This window comes from Phenylobacterium sp. (genome assembly GCF_025351295.1).
In the GTDB taxonomy this organism is placed as follows: Bacteria; Pseudomonadota; Alphaproteobacteria; order Caulobacterales; family Caulobacteraceae; genus Phenylobacterium.
This window is the reverse complement of the sequence record NZ_JANXWD010000097.1, coordinates 1-20,787: the sequence shown is the minus strand read 5'-3', so window position 1 is coordinate 20,787 and position 20,787 is coordinate 1. Positions and strand designations below refer to the sequence as shown.

General features: G+C 70.0%; 20 protein-coding genes. 11 read left to right on the top strand and 9 right to left on the bottom strand.

The window, feature by feature from the left end; genetic code table 11:
- Nucleotides 1-37: 37 nt before the first annotated feature.
- Nucleotides 38-1,228, bottom strand: a complete 1,191-nt coding sequence (locus Q0R13_RS13415; RefSeq protein ID WP_293904712.1) for a cytochrome P450 — start codon at nucleotides 1,226-1,228, stop codon at nucleotides 38-40.
- Nucleotides 1,229-1,401: 173 nt separating this feature from the next.
- Between Q0R13_RS13415 and Q0R13_RS13410 the strand changes: the two genes are divergently transcribed.
- The gene (locus Q0R13_RS13410; protein WP_293904710.1) at nucleotides 1,402-2,529 is read left to right on the top strand and encodes a hypothetical protein; all 1,128 of its coding nucleotides are present in this window, start codon (nucleotides 1,402-1,404) and stop codon (nucleotides 2,527-2,529) included.
- A 96-nt stretch (nucleotides 2,530-2,625) separates the two neighbouring features.
- Here the strand turns inward: Q0R13_RS13410 and Q0R13_RS13405 are convergent, their stop codons facing one another.
- Nucleotides 2,626-3,618 (bottom strand): glycine zipper 2TM domain-containing protein, encoded by a 993-nt coding sequence (locus Q0R13_RS13405; RefSeq protein ID WP_293904708.1) that lies wholly within the window; start codon nucleotides 3,616-3,618, stop codon nucleotides 2,626-2,628.
- A 548-nt stretch (nucleotides 3,619-4,166) separates the two neighbouring features.
- Complete coding sequence (locus Q0R13_RS13400) at nucleotides 4,167-5,297, bottom strand: zinc-binding dehydrogenase (protein WP_293904706.1); 1,131 nt, start codon at nucleotides 5,295-5,297, stop codon at nucleotides 4,167-4,169.
- Between the two features lie 314 nt (nucleotides 5,298-5,611).
- Here Q0R13_RS13400 and Q0R13_RS13395 point away from each other — a divergent pair, with 314 nt between their 5' ends.
- Nucleotides 5,612-6,091: a universal stress protein gene (locus Q0R13_RS13395; RefSeq protein ID WP_293904704.1), complete on the top strand. Its 480-nt coding sequence runs from the start codon at nucleotides 5,612-5,614 to the stop codon at nucleotides 6,089-6,091.
- On the opposite strand, the gene Q0R13_RS13390 is transcribed toward Q0R13_RS13395, so the two are convergent.
- Genes Q0R13_RS13390 through Q0R13_RS13380 form a run of 3 tightly spaced genes read right to left on the bottom strand, consistent with a single transcriptional unit; the run spans nucleotide 6,088 to nucleotide 10,127 of the window.
- Complete coding sequence (locus Q0R13_RS13390) at nucleotides 6,088-7,527, bottom strand: efflux transporter outer membrane subunit (RefSeq protein WP_293904702.1); 1,440 nt, start codon at nucleotides 7,525-7,527, stop codon at nucleotides 6,088-6,090. The genes Q0R13_RS13395 and Q0R13_RS13390 overlap by 4 nt on opposite strands.
- Nucleotides 7,511-9,040: a DHA2 family efflux MFS transporter permease subunit gene (locus Q0R13_RS13385; RefSeq protein ID WP_293904700.1), complete on the bottom strand. Its 1,530-nt coding sequence runs from the start codon at nucleotides 9,038-9,040 to the stop codon at nucleotides 7,511-7,513. Before Q0R13_RS13385 ends, Q0R13_RS13390 begins: the two co-directional genes overlap by 17 nt.
- 13 nt (nucleotides 9,041-9,053) lie before the next feature.
- A complete protein-coding gene (locus Q0R13_RS13380; RefSeq protein ID WP_293904698.1) occupies nucleotides 9,054-10,127 on the bottom strand; it encodes an HlyD family secretion protein in 1,074 nt (357 codons plus the stop codon).
- A gap of 163 nt (nucleotides 10,128-10,290) precedes the next feature.
- Here Q0R13_RS13380 and Q0R13_RS13375 point away from each other — a divergent pair, with 163 nt between their 5' ends.
- Complete coding sequence (locus Q0R13_RS13375) at nucleotides 10,291-11,238, top strand: LysR family transcriptional regulator (RefSeq protein ID WP_293904696.1); 948 nt, start codon at nucleotides 10,291-10,293, stop codon at nucleotides 11,236-11,238.
- Nucleotides 11,239-11,307: 69 nt separating this feature from the next.
- Here Q0R13_RS13375 and Q0R13_RS13370 read toward each other — a convergent pair whose 3' ends face one another.
- Nucleotides 11,308-11,736, bottom strand: a complete 429-nt coding sequence (locus Q0R13_RS13370; RefSeq protein ID WP_293904694.1) for a hypothetical protein — start codon at nucleotides 11,734-11,736, stop codon at nucleotides 11,308-11,310.
- A 233-nt stretch (nucleotides 11,737-11,969) separates the two neighbouring features.
- Nucleotides 11,970-12,557, bottom strand: coding sequence for a CoA pyrophosphatase (locus Q0R13_RS13365; RefSeq protein ID WP_293904692.1), 588 nt, complete (start codon nucleotides 12,555-12,557; stop codon nucleotides 11,970-11,972).
- A 127-nt stretch (nucleotides 12,558-12,684) separates the two neighbouring features.
- Between Q0R13_RS13365 and Q0R13_RS13360 the strand changes: the two genes are divergently transcribed.
- On the top strand, nucleotides 12,685-13,203 hold the full coding sequence (locus tag Q0R13_RS13360) for an FKBP-type peptidyl-prolyl cis-trans isomerase (protein WP_293904690.1): 519 nt from the start codon (nucleotides 12,685-12,687) through the stop codon (nucleotides 13,201-13,203).
- A gap of 70 nt (nucleotides 13,204-13,273) precedes the next feature.
- On the opposite strand, the gene Q0R13_RS13355 is transcribed toward Q0R13_RS13360, so the two are convergent.
- Entirely contained in the window at nucleotides 13,274-14,122 is an 849-nt protein-coding gene (locus Q0R13_RS13355) for a hypothetical protein (protein WP_293904688.1), read from the bottom strand.
- 224 nt (nucleotides 14,123-14,346) lie between these two features.
- On the opposite strand from Q0R13_RS13355, the gene Q0R13_RS13350 reads away from it, so the two are divergent.
- From Q0R13_RS13350 to Q0R13_RS13320, 7 genes are all read left to right on the top strand, one after another.
- On the top strand, nucleotides 14,347-14,691 hold the full coding sequence (locus Q0R13_RS13350; RefSeq protein WP_293904686.1) for a ClpX C4-type zinc finger protein: 345 nt from the start codon (nucleotides 14,347-14,349) through the stop codon (nucleotides 14,689-14,691).
- A gap of 85 nt (nucleotides 14,692-14,776) precedes the next feature.
- On the top strand, nucleotides 14,777-16,564 hold the full coding sequence (locus Q0R13_RS13345; protein WP_293904684.1) for a long-chain-acyl-CoA synthetase: 1,788 nt from the start codon (nucleotides 14,777-14,779) through the stop codon (nucleotides 16,562-16,564).
- A 121-nt stretch (nucleotides 16,565-16,685) separates the two neighbouring features.
- The gene (locus tag Q0R13_RS13340; protein WP_293904682.1) at nucleotides 16,686-17,297 is read left to right on the top strand and encodes a hypothetical protein; all 612 of its coding nucleotides are present in this window, start codon (nucleotides 16,686-16,688) and stop codon (nucleotides 17,295-17,297) included.
- 4 nt (nucleotides 17,298-17,301) lie between these two features.
- Complete coding sequence (locus tag Q0R13_RS13335; RefSeq protein WP_293904680.1) at nucleotides 17,302-17,610, top strand: transcriptional regulator; 309 nt, start codon at nucleotides 17,302-17,304, stop codon at nucleotides 17,608-17,610.
- Between the two features lie 11 nt (nucleotides 17,611-17,621).
- The gene (locus Q0R13_RS13330; protein ID WP_293904678.1) at nucleotides 17,622-18,584 is read left to right on the top strand and encodes an alpha/beta hydrolase; all 963 of its coding nucleotides are present in this window, start codon (nucleotides 17,622-17,624) and stop codon (nucleotides 18,582-18,584) included.
- Between the two features lie 108 nt (nucleotides 18,585-18,692).
- Nucleotides 18,693-19,976 (top strand): amidohydrolase, encoded by a 1,284-nt coding sequence (locus Q0R13_RS13325; RefSeq protein WP_293904676.1) that lies wholly within the window; start codon nucleotides 18,693-18,695, stop codon nucleotides 19,974-19,976.
- A gap of 87 nt (nucleotides 19,977-20,063) precedes the next feature.
- The coding region (locus Q0R13_RS13320; protein ID WP_293904674.1) for a GIY-YIG nuclease family protein at nucleotides 20,064-20,787 on the top strand (724 nt) is incomplete at its 3' end.

The window sequence follows — 20,787 nt, the reverse complement described above, 5'->3', positions numbered from 1 at the left end:
TGGAACTTTCCCTCCCCATTGAGGGAGGGAAAGCCGCTCAGCCCGCCCGGAACCGAACCGGCATCGCCTTCGGCCCGCTGATGAAGTTGCTCGGCAGCCATTCCACCGGGGCGGCGAGTTCGAAGCCGGTCATCCGGGTCAGCACCTCGCGCAGCATGGCGTCGATCTCGATGCGGGCGATGTGCTGGCCCAGGCAGCCGTGCGGGCCGGTGCCGAAGGCGATGTGGGGGTTCTCCGCCCGGCTCAGGTCCAGCACGTCGGGCCGGTCGAACACGCCGGGGTCGCGATTGGCGGCGCCGAAGTACATCACCACCTTGTCGCCGGCCTTGATCTTCGCGCCCGCCAGCTCGGCGTCCCGCTTCGCCGTGCGGCGCATGTAGATCACCGGGCTGGTCCAGCGCAGCAGCTCCTCGCGCGCGGTCGGCAGCCGCGCCTCGAAGTCGGACATCAGCCAGGCGTACTGGTCGGGGTTCTCCATCAGCGCCAGCAGGCCGCCCGACAGCAGGTTCCGGGTGGTGTCTCCGCCGGCGTCCACCAGCAGCAGGAAGAACAGCAGGAACTCCATGTCCTCCAGCTTGCGCCCGTCCACCTCGCAGGCCAGCAGCTTCGAGGCCAGGTCGTCCCTCGGCCGGGCCCGCTTCTCGGCGATCACCTTGCCGCCGTACTCGAACATCTTCATCACCGCCTGGCCGCCGGCCCCGGGCGGCAGGGTTTCCGGCGCGGTGTGGATGGTCTCGGTCAGCTTGTAGAGTTCGCGCCCATCCTCCAGCGGCAGGCCCATCAGCTCGGCGATCACGAACGACGGCATCTCCCCCGCCACCTCGTTAACGAAATCGCATTCGCCGCGCCGGATGACCGCGTCGACGATCTGTTTCGCCAGCGCGTGGATTCGCTCGGATCGCAGGCGCGAGGCCGGTTCGGTGAACTCCGAGCGGATCAGCTTGCGGAACCCGGTGTGCTCCGGCGGGTCCATCATCAGCATCATCTTGTAGGGCCCGAACGAGCCGGCGTCGGCCAGCGGGTCGGTAATCATGATCGTCGGCTCCGACGAATAGGTCTGGAAGTCGCGGTCCACCGCCCAGACGTCGGCGTGCCGCGTCACCGCCCAGAACCCGGCGCCGCCCGGTTCCTCGTGCCAGCGCACCGGGGCGTTTTCACGCAGCCAGTCGAACTGCCCATGGGGCTGGCCGCCCGCGAAGCTGGCCGGCGACAGGAGGTCGATCTTCATGGCCTGTATCCTCCCAGAGCACGTTGGCGGTATCAGACACCGGCTGACCGCGGGTCACGCAAGCCCGCCGCGACCGCCCGCCGCCACCCGGTTAGGACCCTGTTTGCAGGTTGGGGCGTCTAATAGGGGCTTGGCGAAGAGGCGGTCGCCGCCCCTCGCAGACAAGGCAGCCCGTGAACGACCGCACCGTCCGCAGCTTGGTCGCCCTGGAGAAGTCCGCTTCGACGGCGCGCGTGCTGAATCTCGTCGCCACGCACCGCAAGCTGGCCCAGGACGACACCCTGGCCGAGAAGCCGTTCTTCCAGAACAAGCTGCTCAACCACGGCATCATCCTCAAGCACCGGGTCCGCCCGCACGAGCGCGAGCTGTTCTCCCAGCCGCGGGCCACCGTCACCAAGATCATGGCCCCGATCGACGGGGCGGACCTGCGCTACGGCGCCCGCTTCCTGATGATGGGCCAGCGCGATTTCGACCAGGCCGCCGAGCAGATGTTCGGCCACATGCTGGCGCCGGGGCAACCCGACCGCGAGATCCTCGACCTGATCGACGAACTGCCCTCGTTCGACCCCTTCCTCCTGCGCGAGCATCTGAAGCGCAACGGCTTCGAGCCGGCGCGCGCCTATTTCGCCATCACCGACGCCGACATCCTGCGGATGCAGGCGTTCGTGCGCGAGGAGGTGATGGCCCTGGTGAAGCTCTCGTCCGGCGAGAGCGGCGGCACCCAGGCGGCGTCGAAACTGGTGGAGAAGCTGCTCTCCAACACCGTCGACAACAGCTTCGGGCCGCTGAAGGAGACGCTGCGGCTCAGCGACAAGGACTACCAGGATGGTGTCTTCTGCTGGCGCGGGTTCCTCTACTACAAGTGGGTGCTCTCCGAGCTCACGCCCCTGCTCGGCGACGTTCTGGTCGAACTGGCCAGGATCCATCCGCGTGGGCCGCAGACCCCCGACACCGCCCGCTACCTGCCTGCCGGCCGCGCCCGGATCGAGGGCCTGGTGACCAAGGCGATGGAGGGTGTCAATACGATGATCACCGTCTACGACAAGGCTTACCGCTCGCTCACCCAGGACGGCCAGCCGGTGGCCTTCCGCGACTTCCTGCTGTCGGCCCCGGAGATGTTCATGTCCCTGGGCGAGCAGACCGGGGCGGTGCAGCACATCCTCAGCTTCTGGCGCTACCGGTTCCCGCTCAACCGCCCCGCCCTGGCGACCCCGGAAGAGCTGATGGACATCTTCCTGGATTTCGAGGACGGCCTGGCCTTCCTCAACGAGACCGTCGCCGCCCCGGTCAAGGCCGCCTGACTGGCCGTCCAGACGAAACGGCCCCAGCCCGGTTGCGGTGGGCTGAGGCCGTCCAGCGCCCCGGCCGGGAACCGAGGCCGGGGGTCGTTCCGAAGTCTAGTATTCGCGGACCGGCCCGCGGCGCATGTCGCGCACGTCCGAGGTCAGGGCGTCCAGCTTGGCCATGATCATCCGCTGGTCCCGCGCCCGCAGGTAGCCGTCGGATCGGCGCAGGCCGCGCGCCTCGCGATTGATCGAGGCCAGACGCTGCATCGCCCGCCCGCCCTCGTCGCGGCTGAGGGTGCCGTCATCCAGGCCGTGATGGATGCGATCGTCGAGCCAGGCCGCGCGCCCGGCGATATCGCTCGGGAGCCCGGCGCCGCGGTGTTCGCCGACATTGGCGTCGGCCTCCACGCGAACCCAGCCGCCCTGGGCGTCATAGTAACCGGTCGACGGCTGTGCGTGCCAACGGCCCTGGTCGTAGTAGCCGGGCTGCACGTCCGTGCTGCGCGCCGGCTGGCCCGCGATCCAGTTGCCGCGCGAGTCGTAGCGCCCGGTGGTCGGCGAGGCGACCCACTGCCCGGAGCGGTCGTAGTGCCCGCCCGCGGCGCCGGCGACCCAACGGCCATCGGCATCGTAGTAGCCGGTCGAGGACGCGGGAATCCAATGGCCGTGGCTGTCGGTATAGCCGGCCGCCGAGGCCTGCGTGTTGGAGGCGATCCAGCGGCCGTCGCGGCTATAATAGCCGTTCGGCGCGCCATCGACCCAGGCGCCCTCGCGGTCGTAGTAGCCCGAGGCGTTCTCGCGGGCGACGCTGTTGGCGTGCCAGGCTCCGGCGCTGTCATAATAGCCATAGGCGTGCGCGCAGTCGCCACGCGGCTTGGCGATCTGGTTTCCGATCACCGCGCCGCCCAGGCCACCGACTACCGCGCCGGCGGTGCGGTCGCCATGGCCGGCGATAGCGCTGCCGAGCAGGGCGCCGAGGCCGGCCCCGGCGATCGTCCCGACCGCGCGGTTGGACTGCCGCTGCTCGCAGCTCTGCTGCGCCAGGGCGAAGGTGGGGATCAGGGCCGCGACGGCGACGCCGGCGGCCAGTTGGTGAAGTCGCATGACGAGAGGTTCCTAGACGTGATGGGGCCCCCGTTGGCCTCGGCCTCACACGGTGAAGCTGACGCAACGGGACAGCCCCCAAACGCGCCGGGCAGCCAAATCGCTCAAAAAAAGCTCAGCTTTGGAAATATATTTCACGCCGGAAGGATCGGCGGCCTGAGCCGCGCATTTGGGTGTTGCCGGCGGTCTGCGTCACGCGGCCCGACCCTCAGCGACACCGGCCCCCAAACGACAGCGGCCCCCCAACGACAGCGGCCCCCAAACGACAGCGGCCCCAACCCGGGGACGCCGGGCCGAGGCCGCCGCTCCCCCTTGGCCAGATACGCAAGCTGCCGGGGCGAGCGGCCTATTTAGGGGCTCGCGGCGGACAACAAGCGCGGCTGTCCCGATCCGGTGCGCCGATCCTGGCACGCGACTTGAAACGTGGACCTCAGGAGCTGCTCCGGAACCTCGTTTCGGCACAGCTCCCCCGCCAAATTCCACTTCAAGGCCGGCCGGTCCCCTCCAGTGACCCGCCGGCCTTTTTTTGTCCGGCGCTCCGCGCCCGCTCAGAGTCCCTTGCTGGGATTGATCAGGTACTTCTCGCCGGTGGCGCGCTTGTTGTAGGCGGCGATGACGTCCGGCTGCAGGGCCTCGGCCAGGGAGATCTCGGCGGTATAGTGGCTGGCGAAGGTGGTTTTCAGCTCATCGGCCACCCGCTGGCGCAGCCGCTGCACGCCCTCGGCCCCCAGATTCATCAGGAACGGGGTCAGGAGCCAGCCGCCAAGCCCCCAGGCCATGCCGTAGCTGCGCGCCAGCTCGGTCGCGGCCGTCGACAGCCCGCCGTAGATATAGACCTGCTTGTGGGTGGTGGAGCCGTAGCGGCTGTAGGCGCCCGGCTTGGAATTGGCCGCGATCTCCATGCCCGACAGGATCTGGCTGGCCAGCTTGCCGCCGCCGATGGCGTCGAAGGCCAGGGTCGCGCCCGTGGCCGTCAGGGCCGCGACCAGCTCGTCCATGAAGTTCGGCGAGGTGGAGTCCACGATGTGCCGGGCTCCGCTGTCGGCGAGGAGCTTGGCCTGCGCCGGGCTGCGGACGATGTTGACCAGCTCCACGCCGTCCTTCTGGCAGATCTTGTTCAGCATCTGGCCCAGGTTCGAGGCCGCCGCGGTGTGGACCAGGGCGGTATGTCCCTCGCGCCGCATCACTTCCACCATGGCCAGGGCTGTCAGCGGATTGACGAAGCATGAGGCTCCGTCCGCCGCGGTGGCGCCCGCCGGCAGCGGCAGCACGTCGCCGGCCTTGATCGTGCGGTACTGGGCGTACATCGCCCCGCCCAGCACGGCGACGGTCCGGCCGACCAGCGCCTGGGCCGCCGGATCGGGGCCCGCCGCGATCACCACGCCGGCGCCTTCGTTGCCCACCGGCATCGACTGATCGACGCGCGCGCCCATCGCCCGCATCAGCTGCGCCGGCACGCTGGCCGTCGTCACCCCGCCCGAGGCCTTCGCGGTCGACATGTCGGCCGCGCCGAGCAGCAGGCCCAGGTCGGAGGGATTGATCGGCGAGGCCTCGATACGGACCAGCACCTCGTCGCCGCCCGGCGCCGCCACCGGCGCCTCGGCCAGAGATAGCTCCAGCTCGCCGCTGGCCTTGATGATCGACCGCAGTTGCAGCCCGCTCGAAGGAATATTGGCCATGGTCCCGCCTCCCGTTTTTTTGTGCTGTTCAGGATCGGGACATGGCCGTTCGCGGCGAGCTGCGCAATGGGCGGCGGGGCCTCAAAACGAAGGCGGCCCCGGCGGCCATCGAAGGCGCCAGGGCCGCACACCCGTCGCTCGCGTTCCGGAAGGGGGGAGCCGGATGGCAAGCGCGATCGGAGGCTATGTAGGCGCCCATGGACCCCGGACAAGGGGCGGCCCCGCAGGGAGTCGTTGAGATCGGCCGCAAGTCGGAGTGGAATGGGCGCCGATCACCGGCCTCAGGCGTTTCGCGCATGGTCAGGGAGCTGCCGATGTATGACTCCGTGCTTCTGGCTTACGACGGCTCCCGCGAGGGGCGCACCGCCCTGCGCGAAGGCGCCCTGCTGGCGCGGCGGTTCGGCAGCAAGGTGTTCCTGCTCTGCGTGGTGCCCGAGAACCCTGGCGTGCGGATCGGCGAGGCGGCCCATGCCGGCGCCATGGTCCACACCCAGGACGTCCACGTCCAGCTGTTCGAGGAGGCGATGGAGCGTCTCCAGGCGTTCGGCTTCGAGCGGCGCGGCCGGCTGGTCACCGGCGAACCGGCCGCCGAGATTGCCGCCTGCGCGCGGGAGATCAAGGCCGACCTGCTGGTGGTCGGGCACCGCAAGAAGAGCCTGCTGGAACGCTGGTGGTCCGGCGGCACGGGCGCCTACCTCGTCGACCACATCGGCTGCAGCCTGCTGATCTCCCGCCGCCTGGTCTCGGACGCGGAGTTCTTCGCCGAAGTGGGCCCGGTCGAGCCCGCGACCTAACCCTTGCGCCAGTCCGTCGCCGTGGCCGCATAGAGCTCCACCAGGTCGGCGAACCGCTGCGCCTGGGCCTCGGCCAGGGCCTGACGGGCGCGGCTGAGCTGGCGCTGGGCGTCGACCACCTGGATCAGCGCCCCGCCGCCCAGCCGGTAGGCGGCCTCGGCGTCGCGGACCCGCGCGGTCGCCGCGTCGCCCGCGCGGCCCAGCGCGGCGATCCGCTGCTGGTCCGACCCCAGCGCCGCCAGGGCGTCGGACACCTGCACGAACGCCCGCAGCACCGTCTGCTGGTAGCGGGCCAGGGACACCCGCGCTGTCGCCTCGGCGGCGCGGCGCTCGGCCTTGAGCCGCCCGCCGTCGAACACCGGCGAGGTCACTCCGGACAGGAGGTTCCAGCCGCTGGAGCTGTAGTTGAACAGCTGTTCCGGCTTCATCGTGCTCTGGGTCAGGGTCGCAGACAGCCTGATGTCCGGATATTGCGCGGCGACCGCCACGCCGATCTCGGCGGTGGCGGCGTGCAGTTCGGCCTCGGCGGCCAGGATGTCGGGTCGGCGGCGGACCAGGGTCGAGGGCAGGCTGAGCGGGATCTCGGCCGGGGCGGTCAGCCGCGCCATGTCGAAGTCCGGCGGCGACCACTCGGCCGGCGACTTGCCGACCAGCAGGGCCAGCTGGTGGCGGGCCATGTCGAGCTCGCGCTGCAGCGGCGGCAGCAGCGCCTCGTCCTCGGCCAGCTGGGCCCGCCCGCCGGTGATCGCGGAGGGCGCCTGGCCGCCGAGCGCCTCGGCCTTGCGGACCATGTCGATGGTGCGCCGGTCGTCGGCGATCACCGCTTCGACCGCCGCGATCCGCGCGCGCAGGCCCGCCACCCGCATGGCCTGCAGGGCGACGTTGCCGGAGAGCGCCAGAAAGGCGGCGTCGGCCTGGCGGGCGGCCTGGTCGGCGCGGGCCTGGGCCGCCTCGGTCGCCCGGCGCTTGCCGCCGAACAGGTCCAGGTCGTAGCTGACCCCGGCGCCGATCGAATAGAGCGTGATCGTCGGGGTCGGGAAGTTGAAGCCGAACGCCTGGGTGTTGATCCGCTCGCGCTGGGCGCTGCCGTTGGCGGTGACCTCGGGCGCCTGGGCGCCGCGCGCGGCGCGGACCTCGGCCTGGTAGCGCGCCAGGGTGGCGCCGGCCTCGGCGACGCTGGGGCTCTCGGCCAGGGCCTGGCGAACGACGCGGTCCAGGTCCGGGTCGCCGAACGCCTCCCACCAGGGCCCGGCGCTGCGGGCCTCGGGATCCAGGCGCGCGCCGGGCGCGGCGGGATCCCCGACCATGGCGTAGCCTGCTCCGGCGGGGCCGGCCGGCGCGGCGGGCGGCCGGAACTCTGGGCCCACGGCCGCGCATCCGCCGAGCGCCAGCGCCAGGGCGACCGCCGTGCAGGGGAGCCTATTCGACAGCGGCATGGGCGGGATCCGGGGCGCCGGCGCGCCGTGGCCTGCGCATGAGCAGGAGCATCGGCATGCACGCGATGGTGATGATGAACATGAGTCGGAAGTCGTCGATGTAGGCGACCATGGTGGCCTGCCGGGTGATTTCGCCGTTCAGCGACAGCAGGCCGGCCAGGGTATCGGGGTTGAACATCGCCGGCAGGCCGTCGCGCACCACCGGGTCGGTGGGCACGATCCTGGCGGCCAGCGAGGCGTGCACGGTCTGGGTGTTGGCGACCAGCAGGGCCTGCATGACCGAGATCCCGACGCTGGAGCCCAGGTTGCGGACCAGGGTGTAGACCGCCGACCCCTCCGCCCGGATCGCCGCGGGAACGGTGGCGAAGGCCAGGGTCGAGAGCGGCACGAACAACAGGCCGATCCCCAGGCCCTGAACGATCCCGGAGACCACGATCGGCGTCTCGCCCATCGACAGGTCGAAGTGCATCATCTGCCACAGCGCGACGCAGCTGAGGCACAGGCCGGTGAACAGGATCAGCCGCGTGTCGACCCGCCCCACCAGCTGCCCGACCGCAAACATGGCGACGAACGAGCCGATCCCGCGCGGCATGCTGGCCAGGCCCGAGGCCAGCACCGGATAGCCCATCAGCGTCTGCATCATCGGCGGCAGCAGGGCCATGGTCGAGAACAGCAGGATGCCGACGAAGAAGCCGAAGACGCTGGCGGTGACGAAGTTGCGGTCGGCCAGCAGGCGGCGGTCGAAGAACGGATGCTCGGCGGTGATCGTGTGGGCGACGAACACCCACAGGCCGACCGCCGCCAGGATGGTCTCCGTCCAGATCTCGCGCGACGAGAACCAGTCCTCGCCCGGCCCACGGTCCAGCACCAGCTGGAAGGCGCCGATGAACAGGGTCAGCATCCCGAAGCCCAGGAAGTCGAACCGCCGGGCCGCCTGCAGCTTGTCGCGGGCGATGAAGAAGAACACCCCCAGGAACGCCAGGATGCCGATCGGCAGGTTGATGTAGAAGCACCACCGCCAAGAGAAGTCCTCGGTCAGGTAGCCGCCCAGCGCCGGCCCCAGGATCGGCCCCAGGATGGCCCCCGCGCCCCAGATGGCCATCGCCTGGCCGTGCTTCTCGGGCGGGTTGATATCCAGCAGCACCGCCTGCGACAGCGGGATCAGCGAGGCGCCGAACACCCCCTGCAGCAGCCGGAAGGCGACCAGCTCCGGGAGGCTGGTGGCCAGGCCACACAGCATCGAGGCGACCACGAAGCCGGCGATTGAGACCAGGAACAGCCGCTTGCGCCCCAGCCGCATGGCCAGCCATCCGGTCAGCGGGGTCATGATCGCCGCGGCGACGATATAGGAGGTCAGCACCCAGCCGATCTGCTCCGGCCCGGCCTGCACGCTGCCCTGGATGTGCGGCAGGGCGACGTTGGCGATGGTGGTGTCCAGCGAGTTCATCACCGTGGCCAGCATGATGCTGATGGTGATGGGCCAGCGGTTGGCCGTGTCGCGGGCTTCGCTCATCGCGCGTGCCGCCTCAGCCCGCGCGGCCAGCGGCTCGGCCAGTGGTCTTCTCCGGGGCCCGCACGTCGACCTTCACCTTGGCCGACAGGCCGGCGCGCGCGGCCATGCCCGGCGGGGTCCGGTCGAACGCGATGCGCACCGGCAGCCGCTGGGTGACCTTGACCCAGTTGCCGGTGGCGTTCTGGGCCGGCAGGGCGGAGAAGGCCGAGCCGGTGCCGGGCGCGAAGCTGACCACGTGGCCGCGCAGGTCGCTGTCCGGATAGGCGTCGATGTCGATGCTGACCGGCTGGCCGACCTTCATGTGGGCCAGCTGGTCTTCCTTGAAGTTGGCCTCGACCCAGGGGCGGCCCGACAGCAGCCAGAACCCGGTCTGCGACGCGTTGAGATAGGCGCCCACCGGCATCTGGTCGACCCGGGCCACGATGCCGTCGGCCGGCGCCACCACCGTGGCGTAGGAGACGTTCAGCCGCGCGCGCTCCAGCTGGGCGCGGGCCTGCATCACGGCCGGGGCGCGTGAGCTGATATTCGGGTCGCCGCCCAGCGCCGCCAGCGCCTGGGCCGCCTGCTGGCGCGTCGCGGCCAGCTGGTCGCGGGCGGCGTGGGCGGCGTGGACCGCCTCGTCCGCCTGCTGGCGGGAGGACACCCCGGCGGCGGCCAGTTGCTGCTGTCGCACCGCCTCGCGGGCCGTGTAGCTGACGGTCTCCTGCGCCCCGGCCACATTGGCGGCCTCGCGCTGGTAGGCCGCGCGCGCCTGGCTGACGTCCAGTTCTGCATTGGCCGCCTGCGCCTGCGCCGCCTCCAGGTTGGCGCGGAAGTCGCGGGGGTCGAGCCGGAACAGCACCTGGCCACGCCGCACCACCTGATTCTCATGCACATAGATCTCGACCACCCGGCCGGCGATCGACGGCGCCACCGGGGTCTTGGCGATCTGCACATAGGCGTTGTCGGTCGACTGGTAGCGTCCGCCCGTCAGCACGAAGAAGGCGACGATCGCCAGGATCACCAGCGGGCCGCCGACGATCAGCGGCCAGCGCCAGCGCCGCAGCCCGGTCGCCCGCCGCGGTCTCGAATCCTGTACGGCGTCCATCTGTGGATCGCTCACGTCCCTTGGCCCTCAGTCACTGTGACGAGATCGGAAGAATGCGCGGGGCCCAAGGCGTCTCGGCGCCGGCTCTCCCGCCACGCTGAAATAGGAAGCACCGTCCGATGAGCCAAATGGTATATCGTCACGACCGATATGAATCCCATGCATGTCCATCCCTGACCTCAACCTGCTGCGCGTCTTCGATGTGCTCCTCGAGGAGCGCAGCGTCACCCGGGCAGGCGTGCGGCTGGGGCTCTCCCAGTCGGCAGTAAGCCACGCTTTGAACCGGCTCCGCCACATGCTGAACGACCAACTGCTGGTGCGGGGTCCATCGGGCATGCAGCCGACGGCGCGGGCGCTGGATCTAGGCGCACGGCTGCATGCGCCGATGGCCCAGCTGCAGGCGGCGCTCGCGCCGACCGACTTCGACCCGGCCACCAGCCAGCGGCGCTTCACCCTGGTCGCCGGGGCTTATGGCGCGGCGGTGCTGGCGCCGCCGCTGGTCCGCCGGCTGGCCGAACTGGCGCCCCGCGCGGAGCTGGTGGTCAGCGGCTATGGCCGCGACCTGCTCGACACCCTGGACACCCGCGCGGCGGACTTCGCCGTCGCCGGGGTACTCTCCGCGCCGGACCGCTTCACCCACGACCCGCTGGTCAGCGAGCACCTCGCCTGGGCGGTCAGCCCCGGCGCGGCGCTGGCGCGGCTGGCCTGCGTCGACCTCGCCGCCCTGGCCGCCACGCCGCACATCGCCATCGAGGGCCAGACCCTGCGCGAGGACGGGGTCGCCGGGCGCGGCCTGGTGGTCCGGGCCAGCTGGGAGGACGCCGGCGCCCTGGACCAGGCCCTGGCCGACCAGGGCCTAACCCGCCGCATCGCCGTGACCGTGCCCGACACCTCCACGGCCCTGGCCGTGGCCAGCCGCTCGGAGTTGGCCACCCTGGTCCCGCGGCGACTGGCCGGCGCCTGGGCCGAGGCCGGCCTGCTGAAGCTGATCGACCCGCCCTACGCCTCCCCGGCGGTCGCCATCGGCCTGCTGTTCCGCAAGGACCGCCTCCAGGAACCCCCCATCGCCTGGCTCCGCGACCTGATCCAGGACGTGGCGCGGGAGCTGTAGGCAGGGGTCAGGGGCACGGGTGGGCGGCCCGTGGGATCAGATCAGCCGTGAGCCGCCTGTTTCAGAGCGTCATCGAACCGCCTGCACCCCCGCGATGAGCGCGCCCAGCGCGCGCGCCGTTCCCGCTGGTCCGCCTGGATGCCCCGACAAAGGCCGGCCGGACACATGGTCCATGATGGCCACGCCGGTCGTCGGGTCGGCGTGATACACCTGCGGCGCGACGCCTGCTTCGGCGGCCGCCGCCATGCAGGCAAAGCCTCGCTCACGATGGGGCAGCGCGACGCGTTTAGGTTCGAGCCGCAGGACGTAGGCGCGGTCACGGACCTCGAAGCGAAGGATGAGCGCGCCGGAGACGCCGCCGATGATCGGCTGCATCTCGCCGACCATGCTGAGACCGAATACGGCATGCAGGCCGGCGCGCACGCCGTCGCGTCGCGCCTCGGGAATCACCTCGAGTCCACGCCCCGGTCGCGAGAGGTGAAATTCTGATTCGGGCATCTGTCGTCCGCAGCCTGAGAAGACGCCGCCGCGCCATCGCGCAGCCGGCTCATGATGGCCACCGGGCCGGAGCCCAGATCCAGCCCCTCAAATCAGACGTTAAGAACCATCGACCCGAAGCCTCCGAAGATCGCGTCAGGCTATGGAGGCCTGCCCGATCCGGTCAAGTTGTCAGGCCACGCGAATGCTCGAAATTCGACCGCCCGTTCCGCGCTTGGGACGGGCCAACCCCTTCATCCCCGCGTCCACTCCGGTTGTCCCACCCCGTCAAGCCGCGTCGCGCGGCCGTGCAGGGCCACCTCGCGGAACTGCCACACCCACGCCGCGGTGGGGGCGTTGATCCAGCTGCCGCGCAGGCGCATCTGCAGGATCGGATCGTTGCTGCCGGCATGGGCCAGGCGGCGCGGCGAGCCTGGATGGTCCAGTTCCGCCAGCGGAATGCGCCACGCCGCGTGCACCTCCACCGGGTCGGGGGCCAGCGTCAGCGCCTGGTCCGACCACAGCACCACCGGCGTCACCCGGTGCCCGCCCAGGGTGACGAAGTCGTCCAGCCGGCCCAGGGCGGCGTCGCGGTGCAGGCCGCTCACGCCCAGCTCCTCGGCGGTCTCGCGCAGCGCGGTGTCGACGGCGTCCTCGCCCGGTTCGCAGTTGCCGCCGGGCAGGGCGTAGTTGCCGGCGTTGCGGCGCATGGTCAGCGCACGCCGGGTCAGCACGAAGGTGGCCTTGCGCCGGTACGGCGAGACCAGGATCGCCACGGCGGCGTGGCGCAGGCCCGCGCCGTCGATCGCGCGTCGCGCGAAGCCGGCGAGATTGGCGGCCATATGGGCGCGGAGGTCGGAAAGCGGAGGGATGGGCACAAACCGTCATAGCGGGCCGGGGCGGCGCGCGACAGACGCCGGGCGGCGCCTTAACGAGAGGCATGCCGATCAACCTCGCCCCGGACCCGCCATGCTCGCCCGCCTCACGCTCCTCCTCGCCGTCGGCGCAACGCTGGGCGGTTGCGCCATGAAGGAGCCGCCGCACGCTGCGCCGCAGCCGGTCGCCTACACCGGCACGCCTCAGGAGCAGTGGGTCCAGGGCCAGGCCGCCTACCTGGCCTGGTCTGCCGCGCGCCCCGGCTGGACCACCACGCCCAGCGGCCTGCAGTATCATCAGGTCAAGGCGGCCAAGGCTTCCGCGCCCAGGCCGCCGCCCGGCGCGGTGGTGACCATCCACTACGTCGGCAGGTTCATCGACGGCCGGGTGTTCGACTCGTCGCGTGAGCGGGGCGAGCCGGCCACCTTCCCGCTCGGCCGGCTGATCAAGGGCTGGCAGGAAGGGGTGCCGCTGATGCGGGTGGGTGAAGTCTGGGAGTTCGTGATCCCGGCCGCCATCGGCTACGGCGACCGCGACCGCGCCCCGATCCCGCCGGGCAGCGCCCTGCTGTTCGAGATCGAACTGATCGCCATCCCCGCCGACGACGGCTGAGGCGGCCGGGCATGGAAAGGGCGGCGCTCCTGGGCAGCGCCGCCCTGCAGTCCCAACGCAACCTAGGCTGTTAGTTGGTCGGCGGTGTGGTGGTGTCGGGCGCCGGGGTCGGGGCGGGCGTCGCCGGCGCCGGGGTCGCCTCAGGCGCGATCGGCGGGCTCGCCGATGTGACGGCCGGCGCGGCTTCGCTGGGGGTCGGCGGGGCGGCCGGGGTCACCGGGGCGGGCGGCGCGGCCGGATTGACCGCATAGGGCTGCGGGCCGTCCGGTAGGGTGGCGCTGGCGTTCGTCCCGGCGGTCGCAACGCTGGCCGCGTGGGCCGGGCGGACGCGGGCAGGGGTGGCGGCCGCCATCTGGCGCAGCGCGGCGGCGGCGCGCGGCTGCGGCAGGGTGTTGGCGGCCGTGCCGACGCCCGCCGGCTGGTCGGCCGGGGTGATCGGGGCCGCGGCCACCTCGCTGGTGGTCGTCCCGGGGGTCAGGACCGTGGTGTCGTTGTGGCGGCTCATGGCGTACCAGCCGCCGACGCCCAGGACGGCGACCGCGCCCAGCGCCGCGACGATGACGGCCGGGGACGCCCCGCTGGAATGGCGGGCGCGAACGGTGGTGGTCCGGCTGATCGGCGCGGCCGGCGGCGCATCGACCGCCAGGCCTTCGTCGGCGGCGATCAGGGCGTCGTCAGCGGCCAGGGTGGACGGTGTCACGGTCGACAGGTCGTCCATCGGCCGCTCCAGCGGCGCGTCCAGCACCGAGTCGCTCGGGGCGAAGCTGCGCGGCTCCGGGGCCACGGTCGAGGTCCGGTGACCGAGGCCGAAGCCGCGGCGCTTGCGATTGCGCTCCCAGGCCGGCGTGGCCGAGAACATGACACCTTCGGCGTCGGTGGGGGAAATTTGCGGTTCGCGTCCGGTGAAGTCCATGGACATGGCTCGTCCCTCATGATGTTCAGGAGCTGAAGAACGGCGCCATGGCTGTAGGGTTCCGATATAAGCTCCGCCGTTGCGATCACGTTTTCATTTGTTTGTCTTAATGTACTTGGACTAAGAATTTTATTCTGCCGGAGTTCCCGCCAATTCACGCCTCATCCTGGACACATTCTCCGTCGTCAAGGGTGCCTTGACAGACAAGACGTCAGGGTTACCTTGACGCCATGATCCCGCCCAAGCTCCACTGCTCGTTCTGCGGCAGGTCGGAACACGACGTCGCCAAGCTCTGCGCCGGCCCGGGCGGGATCTCGATCTGCGACGCGTGCGTGGCGGCCTGCCAGGTGCTGATGGCCGGCGGTGCGCCGGGCCTGAACCGCGCCTTCGATCCCGCCACCTGGCCCACCGAACGCCTGCTGGCCCTGGTCCAGCCGCTCAACCTGACCGCCGACGGCCACCGCAACCACCTGCAGTCGATCGTCGACAACCTGCGCAGCCGCGAGATCAGCTGGGCCGCCATCGCCGAGCAACTGGGCGTCTCGCGCCAGGCCGCCTGGGAGCGGTTCTCTTAAGGGTTCTCCGGAGAAGTGTGTCCCGGCTCCGCTTGCGGTTGTGAGCGGCGCTCGCCAAGCTGGCCGTCGCGACTGGAGGTCACGAATGCGGCTCGAGGCCGGGCTCAAACGCGACTGGCGCTTCTGGCAGGGGCTGAGCCGCACCCTGAAGCGGGTGAAGTCCATCGCCCGCGACAGCGACAACCTGATCTGCGACGACATCCAGGCGGCCGTCGAGACCTGGCGCGCCCGCCCGGCGATGACCTTCGAGGGCCGGACCCTGACCTATGGCGAGCTGGACGCCATGGCCAACCGCTACGCCCACTGGGGCAAGGGTCAGAACCTGCGGCGGGGCCAGACGGTGGCCTTGTTCATGCCGAACCGGCTGGAGTATTTCGCCGTCTGGTACGGCCTGGCGAAGATCGGCGTGGTCACCGCCCTGATCAACAACCAGCTCTCCGGCCTGGCGCTCGCCCATTGTCTGAACATCTCCCAGGCCGCCTGTATCCTGGTGGACGCCGAGACCTCGCCGGTCTTCGAGGCCGCGCGGTCCTTGTTGGAAAAGCCGCTCCCGCAGTGGATCCTGGGGCCGGCCCACGGCGACCAGCGCGACCTGGTCCAGGCGTTGAAAAGCTGCAGCCAGCTGCCGCCCGACAAGATCGTGCGCGAGGACATCCGGGCGCGCGACACGGCGCTGCTGATCTTCACCTCCGGCACCACCGGCATGCCCAAGGCCGCCCGAATCACCCACGTCCGCGCCCAGCTCTACATGCGCGGCTTCGCGGGCTCGACCGGCGCCAAGGCCAGCGACCGCATCTATGTGGCCCTGCCGCTCTATCACGCCACCGGCGGGCTCTGCGCGCTGGGCGCGGCGCTGCTGAATGGCGGCTCGGGGTTCCTGCGCCGCAAGTTCTCCGCCAGCCATTTCTGGGGTGAGGCGGTGGACGAAGGCTGCACCATGTTCGTCTACATCGGCGAGCTTTGCCGCTATCTGGTGAACCAGCCGCCCGGCGACGACGAGACCCGCCACAAGATTCGCATGGCCTTCGGCAACGGCCTGCGTCCGGACATCTGGCCGGTCATGAAACAGCGCTTCAAAATCCCCGAGATCCTGGAGTTCTACGGATCGACCGAGGGCAACGTCTCGATGTTCAACTTCGACGGCCGCGAGGGCGCCATCGGCCGCGCGCCCAAGTGGCTGCGTAAGCAGTTCAACATCCGCCTGGTCCAGTTCGACGTGGAGACCCAGGCGCCGATCCGCGGCGCGAGCGGCCTCTGTATCGAGGCGGGCGCGGGCCAGATCGGCGAGTGCATCGGCCAGATCGGCGGCGACGCGCGCAGCGAATATTCCGGCTACGTCTCCAAGACCGAGTCCGACAAAAAGGTGCTGCACGACGTCTTCGAAAAGGGCGACCGCTGGTTTGCGACCGGCGATCTGATGAAGACCGACGCCGACGGCTACTTCTATTTCGTCGACCGCATCGGCGACACCTTCCGCTGGAAGGGCGAGAACGTCTCCACCAACGAGGTGGCCGAGCACCTGCTGGGGTTTGCCGGCGTCCGGGAGGCCAACGTCTATGGCGTCGAGGTGGCGGGCGCCGAGGGTCGGGCCGGCATGGCCGGCCTGGTGGTCGGACCCGAGTTCGAGATCGCCCAGTTCGGCGAGGCCGTGGCGCGTGAGCTGCCGGCCTATGCCCAGCCCCTGTTCGTCCGCATCCTGCCGGCGTTGGAGACCACCGGCACCTTCAAGACCCGCAAGATGGACCTGATCGCCGACGGCTTCGATCCCGGCAAGATCAAGGGCCCGCTGTTCTTCCGCGACCCGAAGAAGGGCTACGTGAAGATCACCAAGGGCGTCTTCGAGAAGCTCTCCGCAGGCCTGGTGAAGCTCTAGTTGCCCTAGATCCTCCCCCGCAATCGCGCTCCGCGCTGGGGGAGGATAATGGAAAAGTACTTTACATCCCAAAGTACTTCATTCATATCGAGGCCAACGATCACGAAGGCTCTGAAATTCCATGACCGACCAGGCCGCCATCCGCGACGACATCGCCTTCATGCGTGAACTGGCCGAGCAGGGCCGCGTCGGGCCGCTGGTCGGGGGCTCGGTGCTGCTGGTCTCGGGCCTGTCCTTCGGCAGCGCCAGCCTGGCCGTCTGGGCCGAGCTGACCTGGAAGCTGGTCCGGAGTAACTGGGCGATCCCCGGCGTGTGGATCGCCAGCATGGCGGTCTTCATGGCCTACATGTTCGGCTCGAAGGTCATGCGCACCCGCGGCGGTGGCGCGTCAAAGGCCATCGGCATGGCCTGGTCGGGCGCGGGCTTCGCGATCTTCTTCGTGGGTCTTTCGCTGGCGATCATGGCGGTCCACGGCAAGGACCCCTACGTGGCCGCTGCCTTCATGCCCTTCATCCTGGCGATCTACGGCTCGGCCTGGTTCCTGGCCGCCGCGCTGACCGGGATACGCTGGCTCTACGCGGTCGCCTTCGCGTCCTTCGGCATGGCTCTGGTGGTCGCCTGGTTCACTTCGGAAGGCGCTGCGCTCTACCTCGTCTACGGGCTCAGTCTCTATCTGCTGGCCGCGCTGCCCGGCGGCATCCTGGCCCGCCAGGCCGGCAAGCTGGCGGCCTGACGCAATGGCTGATGACTTCGACATCGACGGGATCGACGAGGTCATCCATGGGCGCCTGCGACTGGGCGTCATGGCCTATCTCTCCAGCGCCGAGGCCGCCGACTTCAACGCGCTGAAAGCCCGGCTCCAGGCCACCGACGGCAACCTCTCGGTCCATCTGCGCAAGCTGGAGGACGCCGGCTACGTCGCCATCGACAAGCGCTTCGTCGGCAAGAAACCGCTGACCACCATCACGCTCACCGAACCCGGCCGCACGGCCTTCATCCGATACCTCGACGCCATGGCGCGTCTGGTAAATTCCCAGCCCCAGTAGAGGATCTTCCCATGCTTACCCTTCTTCGCCGGTCCGTCGCGACGCGAGCCTTCGCTCTGGCGGCCTGCGCCCTGGCCGCCACGGTCGCCACCGCCCCGCTCGCCGCCGACCTGCCGGCCAAGGCGCCCGCCGATCCCAACCGCCTGTTCGCCGACTCCAAGCTGGTGGTCCGCGACCGCTTCTCCGACGAGATTGTCGGCAAGGGGCCAGACGTGATCTTCATGCCGGGCCTGGCGTCGTCGCGCGCCACCTGGAAGGCCACCGCCGAGCGGCTGCGCGGCCACTACCGGCTGCACCTGCTGCAGGTCGCCGGCTTCTCCGGAGAGCCAGCCCGCGCCAACGCCACCGGCGACGTGCTGATCCCCACCGCCGAGGCCATCGACGCCTATCTGGTGCAACAGAAGCTGGCCCCCGCCACCATCGTCGGCCATTCGCTCGGCGGCACGACCATGCTCTATCTCGCCGAGAAACATCCGGAGCATCTGAAGACGGTGCTGATCGTCGACGCCCTGCCGTTCTTCGGCGGCATGATGGACCCCAAGGCCACCGCCGACAGTATCCGCCCGATGGCCGCCAAGATGCGCGACGGCATGGCCGCCAACACCAAGCCGGCGACAGCCGCGGACCTGCTGCCGCAGATGAAGTCCATGTCGAAGGACCCGGCCACCCAGATGCTGGTCTCGGAATGGGGCGCGATCAGCGACCGCACGGTGGTCGGGCGGGCCATGTACGACGATCTGACGCTGGATCTGCGCGACGGCCTGTCGGCTATCAAGACCCCGATCACCCTGCTGTACCCGGACAACGCGCCCCTGGGCGTGCCGGCCGGCATGATGGAGAAGATCTATCCCGCCCTCTATGCGCCGGCGCCCACCGTCAAGACGGTCCTGGTGAAAGACTCCCAGCATTTCATCATGCTGGATCAGCCTAAGGTTTTCGCCGACGCCCTGGACGCGTTCCTGGCCGCTAAGTGACGAGACGCGCGGACGGGCTATGGTGCGGCTTGCCCAATTTCAGGTGAGCCAATGATTCCCGTCCGCGCTGTCCTCCTCGCCCCCCTTCTTTCGCTTGGCGCCGCCGCCTTGCTGGCGACAGCGGCCCAGGCCGGCTCCAAGCCGGCGGACGTGGCCCGCCAGAAGGCCCAGATCGACGCTGGCCTCGACAAGGCCTACGGCCGCCTCGACGCGCTCTACAAGGACATCCACGAGCATCCCGAGCTCGGCTTCCAGGAGACCCGCACCGCCGCCAGGCTGGCCGCCGAGATGCGCAACCTGGGCTTCGAGGTGACCGAGCATGTGGGCGGCACGGGCATCGTCGCGATCTTCAAGAACGGCCCGGGCCCCCTGGTCATGGTGCGCACCGAAATGGACGCCCTGCCGCTCGAGGAGAAGACCGGGCTGCCCTACGCCAGCCACGTGATCCAGACCTACAACGGCAAGCCCACGCCGGTGGACCACGCCTGCGGCCACGACATCCACATGGCCGCCTGGGTCGGCGCCGCCCAGCAGCTGGTGGCCATGAAGGGCCAGTGGCGCGGCACGCTGATGTTCATCGGCCAGCCCTCGGAAGAGACCGTCGGCGGCGCCCGGGCCATGCTCAAGGACGGCCTCTTCACCCGCTTCGGCAAGCCCGACATCGGCTTTGCCCAGCACGTCGGCAACGGCCTGGCGGGCACGATCTCCTATAAGGCCGGCGTCAACTCCTCGGCCTCCAACGAGCTGGTGGTCACCTTCCATGGTCGAGGCGCGCACGGCTCACGACCGCAGGTCTCGATCGACCCGGTGATGGAGGCCGCCCGCTTCGTGGTCGATGTCCAGACGGTGATCAGCCGCGAGAAGGACCCAGCGGCGTTCGGCGTGGTCGGCGTGGGCTCGATCCAGGCGGGCAGCGCCGGCAACATCATCCCGGACACCGCCATTCTGCGCGGCACCATTCGCACCTATGACGCCGACGTCCGCGCCCACATCCTCGAAGGCGTCCGCCGCACGGCCAACGCCGTCGCCGCCATGTCCGGCGCGCCGGCTCCGGAGATCGACCTTCGCGCCGGCGGCGAGGCGGTGATCAACGACAACGCCGTCACCGCGCGCACCGCGCCGGTCTTCAAGGCCGCCTTCGCTGACAAGGCCCAGGTCTCGCCGGGCCCCGGCTCGGCCAGCGAGGACTATTCGGAGTTCATCAACGCCGGGGTCCCGTCGCTGTTCTGGGGGCTCGGCGGCTATGACCCCAAGGTGATCGCCGAGGCCCAGGCCAAGGGCGAGATCCTGCCCTCCAACCACTCGCCGCAGTTCGCGCCCGCGCCCGAACCGGCGATCCGCACCGGCGTCGAGGCCATGACGCTCGCGGTCCTGAACGTCATGGGAAAATAGCGGCCTACCTCCCCCGCGAAAGCGGCGGGAGGTAAAGGCGATATCCTGCCCCTGCGTTGTCAGCAGGACTCGCCTATATCTGCGTCCATGCCGACCACCATCGCGAATGCGCCGCTGCGCGGCGCCGCGCTCATCAAGGACGAAGTGACCCGCCTGCCGGACCGGCCGGGCGTCTATCGCATGATCGGCGAGGACGCCGAGGTGCTCTATGTCGGCAAGGCGCGCTCGCTGAAAAAGCGGGTCATCCAGTACGCCCAGGGCCGCTTCCACACCCAGCGCATCGCCAACATGGTCGACCTCACCCGGTCGATGGAGTTCATCACCACCCGGACGGAGACCGACGCGCTCCTCCTGGAAATCAACCTGATCAAGCAGCTGAAACCGCGCTTCAACGTGCTGCTGCGCGACGACAAGTCCTTCCCCGAGATCGTCATCCGGCGCGAGCACGCCGCCGCCCAGCTGCGCAAACATCGCGGGGCGCATTCGATCAAGGGCGACTACTTCGGCCCCTTCGCCAGCGCCGGCGCGGTCAACCGCACGCTGAACACCCTGCAAAAGGCCTTCCTGCTGCGGTCCTGCTCCGACAGCGTGTACGACAGCCGCACCCGGCCCTGCATGCTGCACCAGATCCGCCGTTGCGCCGCGCCCTGCACCGGCCTGATCAGCCTGCCGGATTACAACGCCCTGGTGGACGAGGCCGGCGACTTCCTGCGTGGCAAGTCGCGCGCCGTCATGGGCAAGATCGCCGGCGAGATGCAGGCGGCCTCCGATGCTATGGTGTTAGAGCGCGCCGCGCGCCTGCGCGTCCGTA

Bases quoted from the DNA above. Each gene is read 5' to 3' on its own strand.
- Q0R13_RS13415 (WP_293904712.1), bottom strand. From the start codon at position 1,228: ATGAAGATCGACCTCCTGTCGCCGGCCAGCTTCGCGGGCGGCCAGCCC.
- Q0R13_RS13405 (WP_293904708.1), bottom strand. From the start codon at position 3,618: ATGCGACTTCACCAACTGGCCGCCGGCGTCGCCGTCGCGGCCCTGATC.
- Q0R13_RS13400 (WP_293904706.1), bottom strand. From the start codon at position 5,297: ATGGCCAATATTCCTTCGAGCGGGCTGCAACTGCGGTCGATCATCAAG.
- Q0R13_RS13395 (WP_293904704.1), top strand. From the start codon at position 5,612: ATGTATGACTCCGTGCTTCTGGCTTACGACGGCTCCCGCGAGGGGCGC.
- Q0R13_RS13390 (WP_293904702.1), bottom strand. From the start codon at position 7,527: ATGCCGCTGTCGAATAGGCTCCCCTGCACGGCGGTCGCCCTGGCGCTG.
- Q0R13_RS13385 (WP_293904700.1), bottom strand. From the start codon at position 9,040: ATGAGCGAAGCCCGCGACACGGCCAACCGCTGGCCCATCACCATCAGC.
- Q0R13_RS13380 (WP_293904698.1), bottom strand. From the start codon at position 10,127: ATGGACGCCGTACAGGATTCGAGACCGCGGCGGGCGACCGGGCTGCGG.
- Q0R13_RS13375 (WP_293904696.1), top strand. From the start codon at position 10,291: ATGTCCATCCCTGACCTCAACCTGCTGCGCGTCTTCGATGTGCTCCTC.
- Q0R13_RS13370 (WP_293904694.1), bottom strand. From the start codon at position 11,736: ATGCCCGAATCAGAATTTCACCTCTCGCGACCGGGGCGTGGACTCGAG.
- Q0R13_RS13365 (WP_293904692.1), bottom strand. From the start codon at position 12,557: ATGGCCGCCAATCTCGCCGGCTTCGCGCGACGCGCGATCGACGGCGCG.
- Q0R13_RS13360 (WP_293904690.1), top strand. From the start codon at position 12,685: ATGCTCGCCCGCCTCACGCTCCTCCTCGCCGTCGGCGCAACGCTGGGC.
- Q0R13_RS13355 (WP_293904688.1), bottom strand. From the start codon at position 14,122: ATGTCCATGGACTTCACCGGACGCGAACCGCAAATTTCCCCCACCGAC.
- Q0R13_RS13350 (WP_293904686.1), top strand. From the start codon at position 14,347: ATGATCCCGCCCAAGCTCCACTGCTCGTTCTGCGGCAGGTCGGAACAC.
- Q0R13_RS13345 (WP_293904684.1), top strand. From the start codon at position 14,777: ATGCGGCTCGAGGCCGGGCTCAAACGCGACTGGCGCTTCTGGCAGGGG.
- Q0R13_RS13340 (WP_293904682.1), top strand. From the start codon at position 16,686: ATGACCGACCAGGCCGCCATCCGCGACGACATCGCCTTCATGCGTGAA.
- Q0R13_RS13335 (WP_293904680.1), top strand. From the start codon at position 17,302: ATGGCTGATGACTTCGACATCGACGGGATCGACGAGGTCATCCATGGG.
- Q0R13_RS13330 (WP_293904678.1), top strand. From the start codon at position 17,622: ATGCTTACCCTTCTTCGCCGGTCCGTCGCGACGCGAGCCTTCGCTCTG.